At 69.2% G+C, this 15,350-nt stretch carries 16 protein-coding genes and 1 pseudogene; 11 read left to right on the top strand and 6 right to left on the bottom strand.

Features of this window, described 5'->3' with window-relative positions; translation table 11 throughout:
- Positions 1–271: 271 nt before the first annotated feature.
- From LXN57_RS00165 to LXN57_RS00175, 3 genes are all read left to right on the top strand, one after another.
- The gene (locus tag LXN57_RS00165; protein WP_251796001.1) at positions 272–1,639 is read left to right on the top strand and encodes an ABC transporter substrate-binding protein; all 1,368 of its coding nucleotides are present in this window, start codon (positions 272–274) and stop codon (positions 1,637–1,639) included.
- A gap of 90 nt (positions 1,640–1,729) precedes the next feature.
- A complete protein-coding gene (locus LXN57_RS00170) occupies positions 1,730–2,713 on the top strand; it encodes a carbohydrate ABC transporter permease (protein ID WP_251796002.1) in 984 nt (327 codons plus the stop codon).
- Complete coding sequence (locus tag LXN57_RS00175) at positions 2,710–3,624, top strand: carbohydrate ABC transporter permease (RefSeq protein ID WP_251796003.1); 915 nt, start codon at positions 2,710–2,712, stop codon at positions 3,622–3,624. Before LXN57_RS00170 ends, LXN57_RS00175 begins: the two co-directional genes overlap by 4 nt.
- 80 nt (positions 3,625–3,704) lie before the next feature.
- Here the strand turns inward: LXN57_RS00175 and LXN57_RS00180 are convergent, their stop codons facing one another.
- The 3 genes from LXN57_RS00180 to LXN57_RS00190 all read right to left on the bottom strand — a co-directional run bounded on the left by LXN57_RS00180 (position 3,705) and on the right by LXN57_RS00190 (position 6,587).
- Positions 3,705–4,031 carry a hypothetical protein gene (locus tag LXN57_RS00180; protein WP_251796004.1) on the bottom strand — a complete coding sequence of 109 codons (327 nt, stop codon included), beginning with the start codon at positions 4,029–4,031 and terminating at the stop codon, positions 3,705–3,707.
- A gap of 135 nt (positions 4,032–4,166) precedes the next feature.
- Positions 4,167–4,994 carry an SAM-dependent methyltransferase gene (locus LXN57_RS00185; protein WP_251796005.1) on the bottom strand — a complete coding sequence of 276 codons (828 nt, stop codon included), beginning with the start codon at positions 4,992–4,994 and terminating at the stop codon, positions 4,167–4,169.
- A gap of 210 nt (positions 4,995–5,204) precedes the next feature.
- Positions 5,205–6,587: an APC family permease gene (locus LXN57_RS00190; RefSeq protein ID WP_251796006.1), complete on the bottom strand. Its 1,383-nt coding sequence runs from the start codon at positions 6,585–6,587 to the stop codon at positions 5,205–5,207.
- Positions 6,588–6,667: 80 nt separating this feature from the next.
- Between LXN57_RS00190 and LXN57_RS00195 the strand changes: the two genes are divergently transcribed.
- Positions 6,668–7,087 (top strand): universal stress protein, encoded by a 420-nt coding sequence (locus LXN57_RS00195; protein ID WP_251796007.1) that lies wholly within the window; start codon positions 6,668–6,670, stop codon positions 7,085–7,087.
- On the opposite strand, the gene LXN57_RS00200 is transcribed toward LXN57_RS00195, so the two are convergent.
- Complete coding sequence (locus LXN57_RS00200) at positions 7,084–7,836, bottom strand: pectate lyase (protein ID WP_251796008.1); 753 nt, start codon at positions 7,834–7,836, stop codon at positions 7,084–7,086. The genes LXN57_RS00195 and LXN57_RS00200 overlap by 4 nt on opposite strands.
- A gap of 526 nt (positions 7,837–8,362) precedes the next feature.
- Positions 8,363–8,767 (bottom strand): annotated as a pseudogene (locus LXN57_RS00205) (phosphotransferase); the annotation flags it as partial.
- A gap of 87 nt (positions 8,768–8,854) precedes the next feature.
- Here LXN57_RS00205 and LXN57_RS00210 point away from each other — a divergent pair.
- From LXN57_RS00210 to LXN57_RS00240, 7 genes are all read left to right on the top strand, one after another.
- Positions 8,855–9,358, top strand: coding sequence for a DUF3558 family protein (locus tag LXN57_RS00210; protein ID WP_251796009.1), 504 nt, complete (start codon positions 8,855–8,857; stop codon positions 9,356–9,358).
- 884 nt (positions 9,359–10,242) lie between these two features.
- A complete protein-coding gene (locus LXN57_RS00215) occupies positions 10,243–10,578 on the top strand; it encodes a hypothetical protein (RefSeq protein ID WP_251796010.1) in 336 nt (111 codons plus the stop codon).
- 48 nt (positions 10,579–10,626) lie between these two features.
- Positions 10,627–11,130 carry a pyridoxamine 5'-phosphate oxidase family protein gene (locus LXN57_RS00220; RefSeq protein WP_251796011.1) on the top strand — a complete coding sequence of 168 codons (504 nt, stop codon included), beginning with the start codon at positions 10,627–10,629 and terminating at the stop codon, positions 11,128–11,130.
- Positions 11,131–11,152: 22 nt separating this feature from the next.
- Positions 11,153–11,476 (top strand): ArsR/SmtB family transcription factor, encoded by a 324-nt coding sequence (locus tag LXN57_RS00225; RefSeq protein WP_221373798.1) that lies wholly within the window; start codon positions 11,153–11,155, stop codon positions 11,474–11,476.
- Complete coding sequence (locus tag LXN57_RS00230; RefSeq protein ID WP_251796012.1) at positions 11,473–11,964, top strand: SRPBCC family protein; 492 nt, start codon at positions 11,473–11,475, stop codon at positions 11,962–11,964. The genes LXN57_RS00225 and LXN57_RS00230 overlap by 4 nt, the downstream gene beginning before the upstream one ends.
- Positions 11,961–12,572: a dihydrofolate reductase family protein gene (locus tag LXN57_RS00235; protein ID WP_251796013.1), complete on the top strand. Its 612-nt coding sequence runs from the start codon at positions 11,961–11,963 to the stop codon at positions 12,570–12,572. Before LXN57_RS00230 ends, LXN57_RS00235 begins: the two co-directional genes overlap by 4 nt.
- Positions 12,573–12,830: 258 nt before the next feature.
- Positions 12,831–13,676, top strand: a complete 846-nt coding sequence (locus LXN57_RS00240) for a DUF1028 domain-containing protein (protein WP_251796014.1) — start codon at positions 12,831–12,833, stop codon at positions 13,674–13,676.
- Positions 13,677–13,837: 161 nt separating this feature from the next.
- Here LXN57_RS00240 and LXN57_RS00245 read toward each other — a convergent pair whose 3' ends face one another.
- A complete protein-coding gene (locus LXN57_RS00245; RefSeq protein ID WP_251796015.1) occupies positions 13,838–15,316 on the bottom strand; it encodes a polysaccharide biosynthesis protein in 1,479 nt (492 codons plus the stop codon).
- Positions 15,317–15,350 lie beyond the last annotated feature (34 nt).

A 15,350-nucleotide genomic window follows, 5' to 3' on the forward strand; every position in this document is an offset into this window, starting at 1 on the left:
ATCAGACCACCCCGCCTCGGATATTCGTCGATATCCGGGGCGGGGTGTTCTGTCTGAGGCTAGGGTCCAGATGAGGCGCTTTTCGCGGCCTGAGCAGGGGCTCCACCTTAACCGGTTAAGGTCATCGGAGCAGCGACGCCGTATCGTTACCGAGTCGATCAAGCGGAAATCATTGCGCAACGTGCCGGTTACCTCTTGACTGTGATCCAAGTAGCGCTTCGGACGGCGACGTCTCCGGACGTCGGAAGCGCGATTTGACATAGGGAGCGGTATGTTCGGTCAACCTACGAGCCCGCGCATTCGGGCCGCGCTCGCCGGCACGCTGAGCGCGGGGCTGGTCTTCGGCCTCGCAGCTTGCGGCGGCGGCAGCGACGACGACAGCGCGAGCACGGACGCTTCGGCGTCGGCAATCGACTGTGCGCCATACACCAAATTCGGCGACCTCAAGGGCAAGACGGTCACGATCTACACGGGCATTGTGACTCCGGAGGACACTCCGCACATCGAGTCGTACAAGCCCTTCGAGAATTGCACCGGCGCCACGATCAAGTACGAGGGCGACAAGTCGTTCGAGACGCAGATTCTGGTGCGGGCCCGCGCCGGCAACCCGCCGGACCTCGCGATCGTGCCCCAGCCGGGTCTGGTCAAGCAGCTGGTGAGCACCGGCAAGGCCGTGGCCGCGCCGGCGGACACCGCCGCCAACGTGGACAAGAACTGGGACAAGGCCTGGAAGTCCTACACCACGATCGACGGCAAGTTCTACGGCGCCCCGCTGGGCGCCAGCGTGAAGTCGCTGGTGTGGTACTCGCCCTCCGAGTTCAAGGACTCGGGCTACACCGTTCCGACCACGCTGGACGAGCTGAAGGCTCTGTCCGACAAGATGGTGGCGGACAAGAAGAAGCCGTGGTGCGCCGGCATCGCCAGTGGTGACGCGACCGGTTGGCCGGTCACCGACTGGGTGGAAGACTTCATGCTCCGGACCAGCGACCCGGAGACGTACGACAAGTGGGTCAGCCACGAGATCCCGTTCAACGGCCCCGAGGCGACGGCCGCGCTCGACGCCGTCGGCGGTTACCTGAAGAACGACCAGTACGTCAACGGCGGTCTGGGCGACGTCAAGAGCATCGCCACCACCACCTTCCAGGACGCGGGTCTGCCGATCCTGGACGGCACCTGCTCGCTGCACCGCCAGGCCAGCTTCTACGCGGCCAACTTCCCCAAGGGCACCAAGGTGGCCGAGGACGGCGACGTCTTCGCGTTCTACCTGCCCGGCAAGGACGCCACCACCAAGCCGGTTCTCGGCGCCGGTGAGTTCGTGGTGGCCTTCGCCGACCGTCCCGAGGTTCAGGCCTTCCAGACCTACCTCTCCTCGGACGTGTGGGCCAACACCAAGGCGAAGCTCTCGTCCGGCTGGGTCAGCGCCAACAAGGGCCTCGACCCCAACAACCTGACGAACCCGATCGACAAGCTCGCCGGCACCATTCTGCTCGACCCGAACGCCACGTTCCGCTTCGACGGCTCCGACCAGATGCCGGCCGCCGTGGGCTCGGACGCGTTCTGGAAGCAGTCGACGCAGTGGATCACCGGACAGGACACGGCGACCACGCTGAACAACATCGAAAAGGCGTGGCCGAAGTAGTTCCCCAGCATTGCCGGGGCCGGTCGGAGCATTTCCGACCGGCCCCGAACCTCTCTCTCCTTTCCAGCGCACAAAGGAGGTCCGGGTCGCGTGTTCAACACCGCCTCCACCACCCCCGAGAAAATCCTTCAGATGCTCGCGGCGCTTCTGCTGTTCGCGGCTGTCATGGGTGTCATCCTCTTCATCGCCGGCCGGTTCGGCGGCAGGAAGGGCGACCGGGTGGTCGCCTACCTCTACCTGCTGCCCGTCATCCTGCTGCTGGCGGTCGGCCTCATCTATCCCGGCCTCCGCACCATCTACCAGTCGTTCTTCGATGCCGCGGGCGACGCGTTCATCGGATTCGACAACTACGGCACGATCTTCACCGACCCCGACCAGCTCACCGTGCTGCGGAACACGGTGTTCTGGGTGGTGCTCACCCCGTTCGTGGCCACCGCGATCGGCCTGGTCTACGCGATCCTGGTCGACAAGTCGCGGTTCGAGTCGTTCGCCAAGACCCTGATCTTCCTGCCCATGTCAATCTCGTTCGTGGCCGCGAGCGTGATCTGGAAGTTCATGTACGAGTTCCGCCCCGACCAGGGCAACGTGAAGCAGATCGGCCTGATCAACCAGCTCATCGTCTGGCTCGGCGGCGAGCCCGTGCAGCTGCTCATCGAGTCGCCGCTCAACTCGCTCCTGCTCATCGTCGTGATGATCTGGATCCAGGCCGGCTTCGCCATGACGATTCTGTCCGCGGCCATCAAGGCCATCCCGGACGACATCATCGAGGCGGCCCGGCTCGACGGCGTGAACGCGTGGAGCATGTTCCGCAAGATCACGCTGCCGAGCGTGCAGCCCACCGTCGTCGTGGTGCTGACCACGATCGGCATCGGCACGCTGAAGGTCTTCGACATCGTGCGGACGATGACCGGCGGCAACTTCAACACCAGCGTCGTGGCGAACGAGTTCTACCGCCAGACGTTCAACGCCGACAACCAGGGCCTGGGCGCCGCGCTCGCGACGCTGCTGTTCCTGCTGGTCATCCCGATCGTCTGGTACAACATCCGCTCGCTGCGTCAGTCGGAGGCACGATGACCACCGCCACTCCGGTGACGACGACCCCGCCGCCCACCGCCGGCAAGCAGTCCGCCGCCCAGATCGCCAAGAAGCGCCTGAGCTCGCCGTGGGCGTCGCTCGCGGCGATCATCCTGGCCATTCTGTGGACCCTGCCCACCTTCGGCCTGCTGGTCTCCTCGTTCCGTCCGGAGCGGGCGATCAAGACGACCGGCTGGTGGACGTTCTTCAGCAATCCGACGCTCACGCTGGACAACTACCGCGGGGTCTTCGGCGAGGACGGCGGCGTCAACCTGGCCGCCTTCTTCGTGAACTCGCTGATCATCTGCATCCCGTCGGTGCTCATCCCGATGTCGCTGGCGGCCCTGGCGGCGTACTCGTTCGCCTGGATCAACTTCCCGGGCCGCAACGTGCTGTTCCTGGTCGTCTTCGCGCTGCAGATCGTCCCCCTGCAGGTCACGCTGATCCCGCTGCTCGAGATCTTCGTGAACGTGAATCTGAGCGGCACGTTCTGGACGCTGTGGCTGTCGCACTCCACCTTCGCGCTCCCGCTGGCCATCTATCTGCTGCACAACTTCATGCGGGAGGTCCCGGCCAGCTTGATCGAAGCCGCCCGGGTCGACGGCGCCGGCCACGTCGCGATCTTCTTCAAGGTCATGCTGCCGCTGCTCACCCCCGCGCTGGCCGCGTTCGGCATCTTCCAGTTCCTCTGGGTCTGGAACGATCTGCTGGTCGCGCTGGTGTTCGCCGGCGGTGGTGACGAGGTCGCCCCGATCACCCTGCAGCTGGCCAACCTGAGCGGCACGAGGGGTACGGCCTGGCAACTGCTCTCGGCCGGCGCCTTCGTCTCCATCATCGTGCCGGTGACGGTGTTCCTGCTGCTGCAGCGCTACTTCGTGCGCGGCCTGATGTCCGGCAGCGTCAAGGGCTAGCCACCCGCTCTCACCAGGGGGCCGCGTCCACGTCCGGACGCGGCCCTCGCCCTTTCCCGCCGGCCCACTTCCAGGCGCTGTCAGCGGCCCTGCCGGACCGCCGCCACAACCAGCATCACCAGGGCGGGCAGATAGACCAGGCCGACCGAGGCGATGCTGAAGAGCACGAACCCGGCCAGCAGAGCGATACTGCCCCACACCAGGACGCGCTGTGCCCGGGCCGCGACCGGCAGAACGCTCAGCAGGACCGGAACCGCGAGCAGCCCGACGACCCAGGCGCCCTCCTGCCGGAGCAGGCCGGCCGGCGGCACCAGCAACGCGATACTGACCGCCACCGAGTAGAGCGCCGCCGAGAAGAACCAGAACCCCGCCGAGGCCCGCGTGGGGCGCCTGCTCTCCACATCCATGCCCGACATTGACTCACGGGCCAACTGGCAGAATCCTGTGGCCAGGCATGATCACAACATAACTCTCGAGGACACGCGGCGCTGCCTGACGGTCAGCCCGTGAAACTGACGGACGAGTCGCATGTCGAAGCAGGATCAGAGTTTGCGGGCGACCGCGCCGTAGACGGAGACGTGCTCGGCCGGGGGCGGGGTGACGTCCGGGTCGGGACGCCACTGGCTGACCACGGTGAGGCCGGGCTCGATCAGTTCGAGGCCGTTGCCGTCGAGCAGGCGGGCGACCTGCGCGCCCGAGCGGCCCTCGAAGCTGCTCGCGCCCCGCACCTTGCCGCTGGTGAGCGCGGCCGCGATTTCGGGCGGCAGGAAGTCGGCCGTGGCGTGGGTCAGGGCCAGGAAGCTGCCCGGCGGCAGCGCCCCCATGAGGGTGGCGATCGCCTTGTCCGCCTGGTCGTCGTCGTGCACGAAGTGCAGCACCGCGATCAGCATCACCGCGACCGGCCGGCTCAGGTCGAGGGTGGCGACCAGGTCGGCGTGGGCCAGGATGCTTTCCGGGTCTCGCAGGTCGGCTGAGATGTACGCCGTGCGGCCCTCGGGGGCGCTGGTGAGCAGCGCCCGGGCGTGGGTGAGCACGAGCGGGTCGTTGTCGACGTAGACGACCCGGCTGGACGGCTCGATGCGCTGGGCGACCTGATGGGTGTTGTCGGCCGTCGGCAGGCCGGTGCCCACATCGAGGAACTGCCGGATGCCGTGCTCCTGGGTGAGCACGCGGACGACGCGCTGCAGGAAGCGGCGATTCTCGACCGCGGCCGTGCGGATGTGCGGGAAGACCGCCTCGATCGCGTCGGCCGACTCGCGGTCGGCGGCGAAGTTGTCCTTGCCGCCCAGCCAGTAGTTGTACCGGCGCGCCGGATGAGCGGTCGAAGTGTCGACTGTGGAACCGTTGCTGTCACCCGTCGCGTTCGGCACGCGCCGACACTACCGGTAAGGCGCACGCCATGGTGGGGCAGCGGCGATGCTACGGTCCCGCTTGCCGGCCCTGATCCGCTACGACGACGGGGTGGCGGCCCACGTTCGTCTGGTGCGAGCCGGACGCCACGCGCATCAGCCGGGCCCCGCTCATCCGCGAGATGGTGTACGTGGCTCTCAAGCACGCCCTGGCGCCGAGCGTCGCCCGCCTCACTCGCGCAGGTTGGTGGGGTCGATCGTCGTCTCCTCGTGGCGGACGTTGCGGTTGTAGAGCCAGGTGACGAGCCACAGGACGACGCCGATGACGAGCAGGATGCCGGCGATGCGGTAGTCGCCGGCATCCCGGCCGGAGAGCGGGCTGGCCAGGTACGCGCAGGCGACGGCGCCGATCACCGGGATGACCGTCGGCGCCTTGAAGTGGTCGTGGTCGACGGGGTCGCGGCGCAGCACCAGGACGGCGATGTTGACCACGGTGAACACGCAGAGCAGCAGCAGCGACGTGGTGCCGCCCAGCGCCGACAGGTCGGCGAACCAGATCAGCCCGAACGCGATCAGCGTGGTGAAGACGATGCCGACCCACGGCGTACGGCGGCCGGGGTGGACCCTGCCCAGGACGCGCGGCAGCACGCGCTCGTTGGCCATGCCGTACAGCAGCCGGCTCGCCATCAGCATGTTGATCAGGGCGGAGTTGGCCACGGCGAACATCGTGATGAACGCGAAGATCCACAGCGGGAAGGCCGACGCGCCCGCCTCGACGACCTTGAGCAGGGGCGCGTCGCCCTCGCCGAGCTCCTCCGGCGACACCAGGGCCACCGACGAGATCGAGACGAGCACGTAGATGACACCCGTGATGCAGAGCCCGGTCAGCATGACCTTCGGGAAGATCCGTACGGGATCCTTCGTCTCCTCGGCCATGTTGACCGAGTCCTCGAAGCCGACCATGGCGAAGAACGCCAGCGCCGTGGCCGCGGTGACCGAGAAGAACGCCGACTCGCCCTCGGCCGCGGTGAAGTCGGTGAGCCGCGACAGGTCGCCGTTGCCCCCGCCCAGCGCCCAGGCGCCGATGCAGATGACGATCAGCAGACCGGTCAGCTCGACGCAGGTGAGCAGCACGTTGAGCTTCACGCTCTCGCCGACGCCACGGAAGTTGACCAGGGCGATCAGCAGCATGAAGCCGAGCGCGACGGCGGTCAGCGCGACGCCGTCGCCCAGCGACAGGTCGAACGCCTCGTCGAAGTTCGACGCGAACGCCTTGGACGCGCTGGAGGCCGAGGTCAGGCCGGAGCACATCACGGCGAAGGTGACGATGAACGTCAGGAAGTGGATGCCGAACGCCTTGTGCGTGTACAGCGCGGCACCGGCCGCCCGTGGGTACTTGGTGACCAGTTCCAGGTAGCTGAACGCGGTCAGCAGCGCGACGACGAACGCGCAGAGGAACGGCAGCCACACCGCACCGCCGACCTCCGCCGCGACCCGGCCGGTGAGCGCGTAGACCCCCGTGCCGAGAATGTCGCCGACCACGAAGAGCAGCAGCAGCCCCGGGCCCATGACGCGCTTGAGCGCGGGTTGCTCGTGCGTTGTGACGTCCGCCATAACGGCAAGGCTCGTACACAACGCGGCTTCTGTCGAGTCGGAACTATCGACGAGTCGCGATCAGCCGGTAACGTCAGGTGATGCGCATCGTCGTCGCCGCCAAGCCCGAAGCCGACCAGCCGTGGCTCGCCGACGCCGTGATCGGCCTGGCCAAACAGACCGGAGCCACGGTCGCGGTCGTCGCCGCCGACGAGGTCGAGCTCGAACGGCTGGCCGCCGTGCCCCGCAAGGTCTTCGCCGACAACGCGTACGCGTCGGCCGCCTCCCTCGCCCGCCGCCTGGCCGAGGCCGGGGTCGAGGCCAGCGTGACGGTGCTGTCCGGCCGCCCGGTCCCGGCGGTGCTCGACTTCTCGAAGCAGCACAACGCCGACCTCATCGTGGTCGGCTCGAGCACCCGCCCGAAGGTGGCCGAGCGGCTGCTGGGCAGCGTGCCGCTCGACCTGATCAAACAGTCATCGAAGCCGGTGCTGGTGATCACCCATCCGGGGCATCCCGCCTAGGATTCCTCGACGCCGGTGGCCACGCAGCTCGTGCCGTCCGGCCCCGCACCGATCTTGGTCGGCTCGTCGCCCGTGTCATTGCCCTCGAACAGGTCGCACAGCCCGATCTCGCCGCCGACCAGCCGCACGCCGTCGATGGTGAGCCGGTCGCCCAGGTTCACGTTGATGCCGGCCAGCGTGTCACCGGGCGTGTTCGCGGTGATGTTCTCCATCCGCACGGTCCGGGCCGCTTGCGTCGAACAGTTGCCGCACGACCGATACAACTTCCCGAAGTCGGACACCTCGAAGTCACGGATCGTCACCGACCCACCGGCTCCCCGATTGTCCTGGAACACCTTGTCGTCGGCCGCCGCGGCGCTGCCACCCGAGATGACGACGGTCGCGTTCGTGCCGCGGAAGGTGGCCGCGTCCTCGCCGACGTCCTCCCAGTGCACGTTGCTGAGCGTGCAACTGCCCGCGCAGTGAACGCCGTCGGCGGCCGGGCTGCCGAGAATGACGTTCTGCAGGGTGGCGCCCGCAGCGAGCGCGAAGAGCGGATCCTGCCCCTCGTCCTGCCCGCCGCCACCGAGGGCGCCGCCGCCGAGGAAACGCTGGTTCTCCCCGTCGAACACACCCGAGACCTCGATCGTCTCGGTCACGACCTGTTCGCCGGTCGCGGGCGGAACGGCAGCCGACGAGATGTTCGCGAAGATCACGGCCGCGCTCACCCCGACCACGGCCACCGCCGCGGCGGTCATTCTTGTGCGCATACCAGTCATGACTGGCCTTTCACTATCAAGCCCCCACAGCCGACAGTTATCGCGGATGGGTACGCATCAATGGGGCCCGAGGGTTCAAGAAGCGACAGGCCGGGGCAGATCGATGCATCCGATCGGGCCGGCATGGAAACCGGAAGGTCAAGGTCAGGCTGTCGGTTCATCGCTTCCCGCCGGCGTTCACAGCGCGAGAATCAAGATCAGGGTGTCGTAGCGGGGTGGGTGGTCCGGACCGCAACTCCCGTCGAGGGCCGCGGCGCGGCGAGCAGGGCGCTGGCGCGCCCAGAACGCTCACCCCACCACGGCGACCTGCGTGAGTGGTCAGCCTCCGGGTCGTGGCCGCAGGCGGCGACGTCCGGGGCCAGTCGTATGAGGTCCGTCCAGCCGGGCGCGGTCCACAGGTGCGTCCAGTCCACGATGCGGAGGCGGCCATCCGGTTGGCCGATGACAATCGTCGCGGCGCAGGTCGCCGTGGTGCAACGAGTCACCGGGCCGCAACACCGGCAACCAAAGGCTTTCGAAGGAACTCGCCCAGGACCGCGGCGACCGTCTCCGAGTCAGCCTCGACGGTGGCGACGTCACCGGCGAGCCAGCGAGTGACGGCCCACGACCACGGGTAGCCGAGCGCCGGCTCTCCCACCGCGACCGGAACCGGCACGGCCAGTGGCAGGTGCGGCGCCAGCCGGGGCAGCCATTCCGCCTCCAGCCGGGCCTGGCCGCTCGCCCCGTCGTGCCGGGGCACGCGCACCGCCAGGTCATCACCGAGCCGGTAGATCACATGATCGGAGCCGGCCGGTTCGACGAGCCGCAACGGCAGCCCCGCCCACTGCGGAAACCGCCCGTCGACCAGTCCCCGCACGAGCGTGCTACCGATCTCCACCCACCCATCACAACCCACGCGCTGATCACCTGTCGAAGTGTTTATCCACCTCGTACGGCTGAAGTTGCCCCCGCCGCCCTCGACGCCGCGGCCCGGGGCCTGGAACCTGGTCGAACCACACCCCGAGGAGGCATGGTGAAGCGCAGGCTGGCCGCGACAGCCGCCGTACTGGCCGTCGTCCTGACCGGCGGTTGCGGCTTCCTCGGCCAGGTGGCCACCAGCACCCCCGCCCCCGCCACATCAACCGCGGCCCGCAGCGGTCTCGGCCCGGTCAGGAGCGAGGGCGACATCCCCGACCCCTGTACGCTCCTCGACCGCACCGAAGTCACCGACCTGACCGGCCGCGACGTGACCCAGATCGACGAGGACGACGCCGCCCCCGGCGACCCGGCCCGCTTCTGCCAGTGGCAACAGACCGACGGCCAGCTGGCGGTCTTTCCCTCCCGCACCACCCAGGCCGGCTTCGACACAGCGGTAGCCGAGGCCGAACCGCTCGGCGACGCCTACTGGCTCAACAGCCACCTCCATCGGATGGCCGGGACGGTCCAGATCGACGTCTACACCCACGGAGCCGAAGAGCCGGAGAACAAGGCGACCGCCACGAAGGTGGCCGAAACCCTGCTCCCCCGCGTGTAGCCCTGCCCACGACCGCAGCAAGCGCCCCGCCACGGACTCCGGGTGGTAAACCCTCTGGTCCGCCGAACCGGCGATGCCCCCTCCCGCTGAAGGACGCCCCGCGCGGGGTCACCAGCACCTGACGAAGGTCGACGACGACGGTGAAGTCCCCTGGGCCGACCACACCGGAGCGATTTGGCGGCGTTCCCCTTCGATCACAGCAGGGTAGATCCCGGTCTCCAGGCCGGAGAGATCACTCACCGTCACCGCGGTGAGGCCACTGTTCGTGACCTCCTCCCGGAAGGACCGCCGCCGGGGCTCAGCGGGAACGCAGAGCAGAAACGCCAATCGCGGGAGGCCGGAATCGCCGGCGGTGACGACCTCGAGCTCCAGGTAAGACACCTCGGGACGGTCGCGGACCGGTGAGCCGTAGCGTGCGCCTGCGGACTCCACTGCCGCGGTGCAGTCTTCGGCCGGGGAAGTACCGCATGTCCACGAGAAGGTGACCGGCCCGGGTCATCGCGTCCTCGGCGGCATCCACAAAGGGGGCCAGGTCGGACGTGTGAGAGAGGAACACCCGCCACGGCCGGAATGGGCTTGGAGTCACGGAGGACAGCATGCCGGCGCCGTCAGCAGATGGGTCCGCAATGGTGACTGTCGGCTTCCGGTCAGGAGCAGGGTGTGCATCGATGGGATGGGGCAGTCTTCACGGCGGGAAAGTTGAAAGCAACACCAAACCGGGAAATTGGCCGGTCGGGTGACGGGATGGGACCGATCGCGGTCGATGCGGGTGGATCAGTCCGGTCACTTATCCATAACAGCGGATATGCAGAAGGTGACCGGCGCGATTAGGTGGATCTCGCTCGGGGACATCGAGCTACATAAGAGGCGAAGGGATCAACCCGGTGGTTGACGCAGTGATTTACATGCGGCCGGAGAACTACAGCGCGAGCGCTGCCCGGTGCCTCGATTACTGCTCCGCCCGTCGCTACAACGTGGTCGGACTGATTCCCGGCGACTGGGATGCCGCCATGCGCATGCTGCAGGAGGGCAAGGCGTCCGTGGTCGTGGTGTCGTCGGCCGAGCACCCGGAACCGCAGCCGGGTGTCGAGATCGCGCCCAAGCCGTCCTCGCGCCGCCGCACCGGGACCCGCTCGGTGGCCAACGCGGCCCGCAGCCGCTGGTCGACCGATACGCCGACGACAGCCGAGCCGACCGCCGCCCGTCACTACCGGTACTGAGACCCGCCGTAGGGCGGTGAAGCACGACTCTTCACTACCATCCGTGAGATGAGTGAACCTGTCGGCGAACTTGACGCGCGCTTCAGCGATCCGAAGGCCACGGCCCGGCCCTGGTCCGATGTGGACGACGTCCTGACGTACGGGAAGATCTTCTGGCTTTCGACCGTACGCGGTGACGGGCGCCCGCATGTCACGCCGCTCCCGGCCGTCTGGGCGCACGGGGCCCTGCACTTCTGCACCGGCGCCGGCGAGCAGAAGGGCAAGAACCTCGACGGCAACCCGAACGTCGCCCTGACCACCGGCACGGCCGAGCAGCACGCGGGGCTCGACGTGGTCGTGGAGGGCGTCGCGATCCGGGTGACCGACGGGCCGCGCCTCACCGAGCTGGCCGGCCTCTGGAAGGACCGCCACGGCTGGGACTTCACCGTCGGTGACGGCCTCTTCCAGCAGGACAGCGAGCACGACGCTCTGGTCTTCGCGGTGACGCCGGCCAAGATCCTCGCCTTCGGCAAGGGCGAACCTTTCTCCCAGACCCGCTTCCGCTTCTCCTGAGATCGGCGTAACGTACAACCACATGGTTGTAGGTGACAGCGCCGACCGCGTGTTCCACGCGCTGGCGGACGGCACGCGGCGGGACATCCTCGCCCGGGTCATCCACGACGGCCAGTCCGTCTCGGCGCTGGCCCGGCTCTACCCGATGAGCTTCGCCGCGGTGCAGAAGCACGTGGCGGTGCTGGAGCAGGCCGGGCTCGTCACCAAGGAACGCCGCGGCCGGGAGCAGGTCGTGCACGGCGAGGTCGGCGCCCTGCGCCGGGCCGCCGGACTGCTGGCCGACCTGGAGCAGGTCTGGCGGCACCGGGTCCGCGGCATCGAAGACGTCCTGAGGAGAGAGACATGACTGTGCTCGACGTACGCCGCGACGAGGAGGCCCTGACCTTCACGCTCGTCGCCGAGTTCGACGCCCCGCCGGCCCGGGTCTGGCAGGTCTGGGAGGACCCGCGTCAGCTCGAACGCTGGTGGGGCCCGCCGACCTGGCCGGCCACCTTCGACCGGCACGAGTTCCGCCCCGGCGGCCGCTCGGCCTACTACATGACCGGCCCGGACGGCACCAAGGCGCACGGCTATTTCGAGTTCACGCTGGTCGACGCGCCGCAGCGCCTGGAGTTCAACGACGGGTTCGCCGACGCGGCCGGCGAGCCGGTCACGACGATGGAACCGACCCACGGGACGGTCACCTTCGAGGCACAGGGCGACCGGACCCGCATGACCCTGCTCTCCCGGTTCACCAGCCTCGACCAGCTGCAGGAGATGGCGAAGATGGGCATGGAAGAAGGTCTGCGCCTCGCCGTGGGCCAGATCGACGAGGTGCTCGGGGCCCGGTCGTGAGGGAGCTGGTCGTGGTCGGCTCGATCAGCCTCGACGGGGTGATGCAAGCGCCGGGCACGCCGGACGAGGACGGCAGCGGCGGCTTCGAGCACGGCGGATGGCTGCCGCCGTTCTTCGACGACGAGCTCGGCGCCTTCATGGGCGAGACGATGGGCAAGCCGTTCGACATGGTGCTGGGACGCCGTACGTACGACATTCTCGCCGCCTATTGGCCGACCGCCCCCGCCGAGTCCGGCGCCGAGCCGCTGAACAGCGCGACCAAATACGTGGCCTCCCGCTCGGCAGCGCCGGACCTGCCGTGGCAGCGATCGGTGCTGCTGCGCGGCGACGCGGCCGAGGCAGTGGCGGAGCTGAAGCGCCACGACGGGCCCGAGCTGCAGGTGCACGGCAGCGGCGATCTGATCCGGACCCTGTGGCGGGCCGGCCTGATCGACCGCTTCCGCCTGGTCATCGCCCCGATCGTGCTGGGCAGCGGCAAACGGATGTTCGCCGACGACGCCCCTGCCGGCGCGCTGAGCCTGATCGACAGCCGAACGACCGCCAAGGGCGTGACGATGGCGACCTACGAACCGGCCGGCAAGGTCACCACCGGATCCTTCGCCGGGTAGCCGGACGCCAGGAAGGACAGCCGGATGGCGACCTACGACCGTGCCGTCAGGGTCGCCATCGGAGCCTTCGCCGGTGCCGGACGACCGGGAACGACGTCACGACCGCGACCTGAGCAGGTCGGCGGGGTCGCCGCCGAATCGTTCGGTGGACAGGCACAGCAGGACTGCCCGGAGGTGTGGGGACGGACGCGGGGTTGACGGCAGGCTGGTCGAACGGCCGGCGGAGGACGGGTCCAGCACCGCGGATAGGGTCGCGGCATGACGTTTTCGATCGTGGCCCGCTCCGCCGACGGCCGGGCCCTCGGAGTGGCTGTGGCCAGCAAGTTCCTGGGCGTCGGCGCGGCCGTTCCGGCCGCGCTGGCCGATGTCGGCGCGGTCGCTACCCAGTCGTACGCGAACCTGGCCTACCGTCCCCAGGCGCTCGCGCTGCTCGGCACCGGCGTGGCCGCGGCCGAGACGGTCAAGGCGCTCATCGCGGGCGATGCCGGGCCGATCGAGCACCGCCAGGTCGGCCTGATCGGCCCGGATGGACCGGGCGCCACGTTCACCGGCAAGGAGTGCCACGACTGGGCCGGCGGCGCCGCCGGCGCCGACTACGCGATCCAGGGCAACATGCTGGCCGGACCGGCGGTGGTAGGCGACATGGAGGCGGCCTGGCTGAGCGGGGACGCCGCCCAGCCGCTGCCCTACCGCCTGCTCGAGGCGCTCACCGCGGGCGACCTGGCCGGCGGCGACCGGCGCGGCCGGCAGAGCGCGGCGCTGCTGGTCGTGTCGAAGGGCCGCGGCTACGGGGGCACCAGCGACGTGTGGGCCGACCTGCGCGTCGACGACCACACCGACCCGGTGGCCGAGCTGGCCCGGCTGCTCGCCATGCACAGCCTCTACTTCGAGTTCCCCGACCCCGCGACACTGCTGCCGCTGACCGGAGCCCTCGCCGACGAGGTGGCGGAACGGCTCGTCGAGGCCGCCCACGCCGGACCCGACCTCGACGAGTCGCTCGCCTCGTGGGCCGGCATCGAGAACCTGGAAATGCGCATCGTGCCCGGCCACATCGACCCCCTGGTGCTGAAGCACCTCAGGTCCGGCGGCGCGCTCCACGAGTAGCCGCACACCGCACCGCCCACGCTGACGGCGGCGCAGGCCCGACAGCCGGGGTCAAGCGCCACAGGCCCGAAGACGCAGCCCATACGGCCCAGACACCCGGCCCGGACACCCGCGAAGGGCCCGACGGCCCGGACCACCCGGCGCGGGTCTAGCGGCTCGGGTCAGGCGGCTCGGTTTTCGAGTGACGGCGTGGTGCACAACTCGGCGAGCGCCCGGATGTCCGACAGGGCGGCGGGATCGCTTACGTGGGAACGGGCCAGGGGCGGCACGGGTACGTGGGCTATCAGTGGGTGGTGTGGCCGGCGGTCTGCCTCGCCGGGGGCGAAGAGCGTCTCACCGAGCTTTTCGCCCGGGCGCAGGCCGGTGTAGACGATGTCGACGGGCTCGTCGGCCAGCTCGATCATGTCGCGGGCGACGTCGTCGATGCGCACCGGCTCGCCCAGCTGCAGGACCAGCGCCTCGCCGCTCGTGCCCACCGCCGCTGCCTGCAGGACCAGGGTGACCGCCTCCTCCGTCGTCATCAGGTAGCGGGTGACCTCGGGGTGGGTGACCGTGATGGGGCCGCCGTCGGCGATCTGCGCGCCGAACGTGGCCAGCACCGAACCGTGACGGCCGAGCACGTTGCCGAAGCGGACGCTGACGAAAGTGCCGGTCCTTTCGTCGGCGAAGCCCGCCGTCAGTCGTTCGGCGATGCGTTTGGTGTAGCCGAGCACGCTCACCGGGTCGGCCGCCTTCGCGGTGGACACGTTCACGAAGAGCGCCACGTCCTCGGCGGCCTCGAGGACGGCCACAGTGCCCAGCACGTTCGTCTTCACGGCCTCGCCCGGGTGGCGTTCCAGCAGTGGCTGATGTTGCAGGGCGGCCGCGTGGAAGACAACTTCGGGTTCCCGCGCACGGAAGACCTCGCGCACTCGGCCGGCATCGCGCACGTCAGCCAGCACCACCGACGGGTCGTGCGCCTCGGCCCGCGGATCGACACTGAGCCGCACCGCCTGGAGCGCCTTCTCGTCGTGGTCCAGCATGATCAACTCAGCGGGTCCGAACCGGTGGATCTGCCGGCACAGCTCGGAGCCGATCTCTCCGCCCGCGCCGGTGACGAGCACCCGCTTCCCGCTCACGCGCCCGGCGATGGCCGTGGCGTCGGTGGCGATGCGGTGCCGCCCGACCAGGTCGGTGATCCGCACGTCGCGGATGTCCGGCGCGCCGAGGTCGTGGTCGAGCAGTTCGCTGGTCTCGGGCACCACCAGGAACCGGGCTCCCGCGGCGAGGGCGAGGGCCCGGATCTCGCGGACGAGCGACCCCTCGGCGTTGCCGATCGTGAAGATGACAGCGGTGGCGCGGGTGCGCTCGACGGCCGTCGCCAGGTCGGCCCGGCTGCCGATGACGGCGATGCCGGCCAGCCGCTCCCCCTGTCGCGCGGGATCGTCGTCGAGCACCCCGACCGGCTCGTACCGGCTCCGCGGGTCGAAGATCATGCTGTGCAGCAGCGTGCTCGCCGCGCTGCCGGCCCCGAAGAGAATCGCGCGGGCCCGGGGCTCGCGCCGGGAAGCCGGCCCAGCGTGCTCCCGCCGCCATCGGTCGTACCGCACGGTCAACGTGTAGAGCAGGTTTTCGCTCCGGGTATCCCTCTGCCGTCGCACCACAGCACCCCCTTTTGGGGTAATTGTGCCCTGT

This window comes from Paractinoplanes hotanensis (assembly GCF_023717965.1).
Classification (GTDB): Bacteria; Actinomycetota; Actinomycetes; order Mycobacteriales; family Micromonosporaceae; genus Actinoplanes; species Actinoplanes polyasparticus.

Excerpts from the sequence above, each read along its gene's own strand:
- LXN57_RS00165 (WP_251796001.1), top strand. The coding sequence starts at position 272 with ATGTTCGGTCAACCTACGAGCCCGCGCATTCGGGCCGCGCTCGCCGGC.
- LXN57_RS00175 (WP_251796003.1), top strand. The coding sequence starts at position 2,710 with ATGACCACCGCCACTCCGGTGACGACGACCCCGCCGCCCACCGCCGGC.
- LXN57_RS00180 (WP_251796004.1), bottom strand. The coding sequence starts at position 4,031 with ATGGATGTGGAGAGCAGGCGCCCCACGCGGGCCTCGGCGGGGTTCTGG.
- LXN57_RS00190 (WP_251796006.1), bottom strand. The coding sequence starts at position 6,587 with ATGGCGGACGTCACAACGCACGAGCAACCCGCGCTCAAGCGCGTCATG.
- LXN57_RS00195 (WP_251796007.1), top strand. The coding sequence starts at position 6,668 with ATGCGCATCGTCGTCGCCGCCAAGCCCGAAGCCGACCAGCCGTGGCTC.
- LXN57_RS00200 (WP_251796008.1), bottom strand. The coding sequence starts at position 7,836 with ATGCGCACAAGAATGACCGCCGCGGCGGTGGCCGTGGTCGGGGTGAGC.
- LXN57_RS00210 (WP_251796009.1), top strand. The coding sequence starts at position 8,855 with ATGGTGAAGCGCAGGCTGGCCGCGACAGCCGCCGTACTGGCCGTCGTC.
- LXN57_RS00220 (WP_251796011.1), top strand. The coding sequence starts at position 10,627 with ATGAGTGAACCTGTCGGCGAACTTGACGCGCGCTTCAGCGATCCGAAG.
- LXN57_RS00225 (WP_221373798.1), top strand. The coding sequence starts at position 11,153 with ATGGTTGTAGGTGACAGCGCCGACCGCGTGTTCCACGCGCTGGCGGAC.
- LXN57_RS00230 (WP_251796012.1), top strand. The coding sequence starts at position 11,473 with ATGACTGTGCTCGACGTACGCCGCGACGAGGAGGCCCTGACCTTCACG.
- LXN57_RS00240 (WP_251796014.1), top strand. The coding sequence starts at position 12,831 with ATGACGTTTTCGATCGTGGCCCGCTCCGCCGACGGCCGGGCCCTCGGA.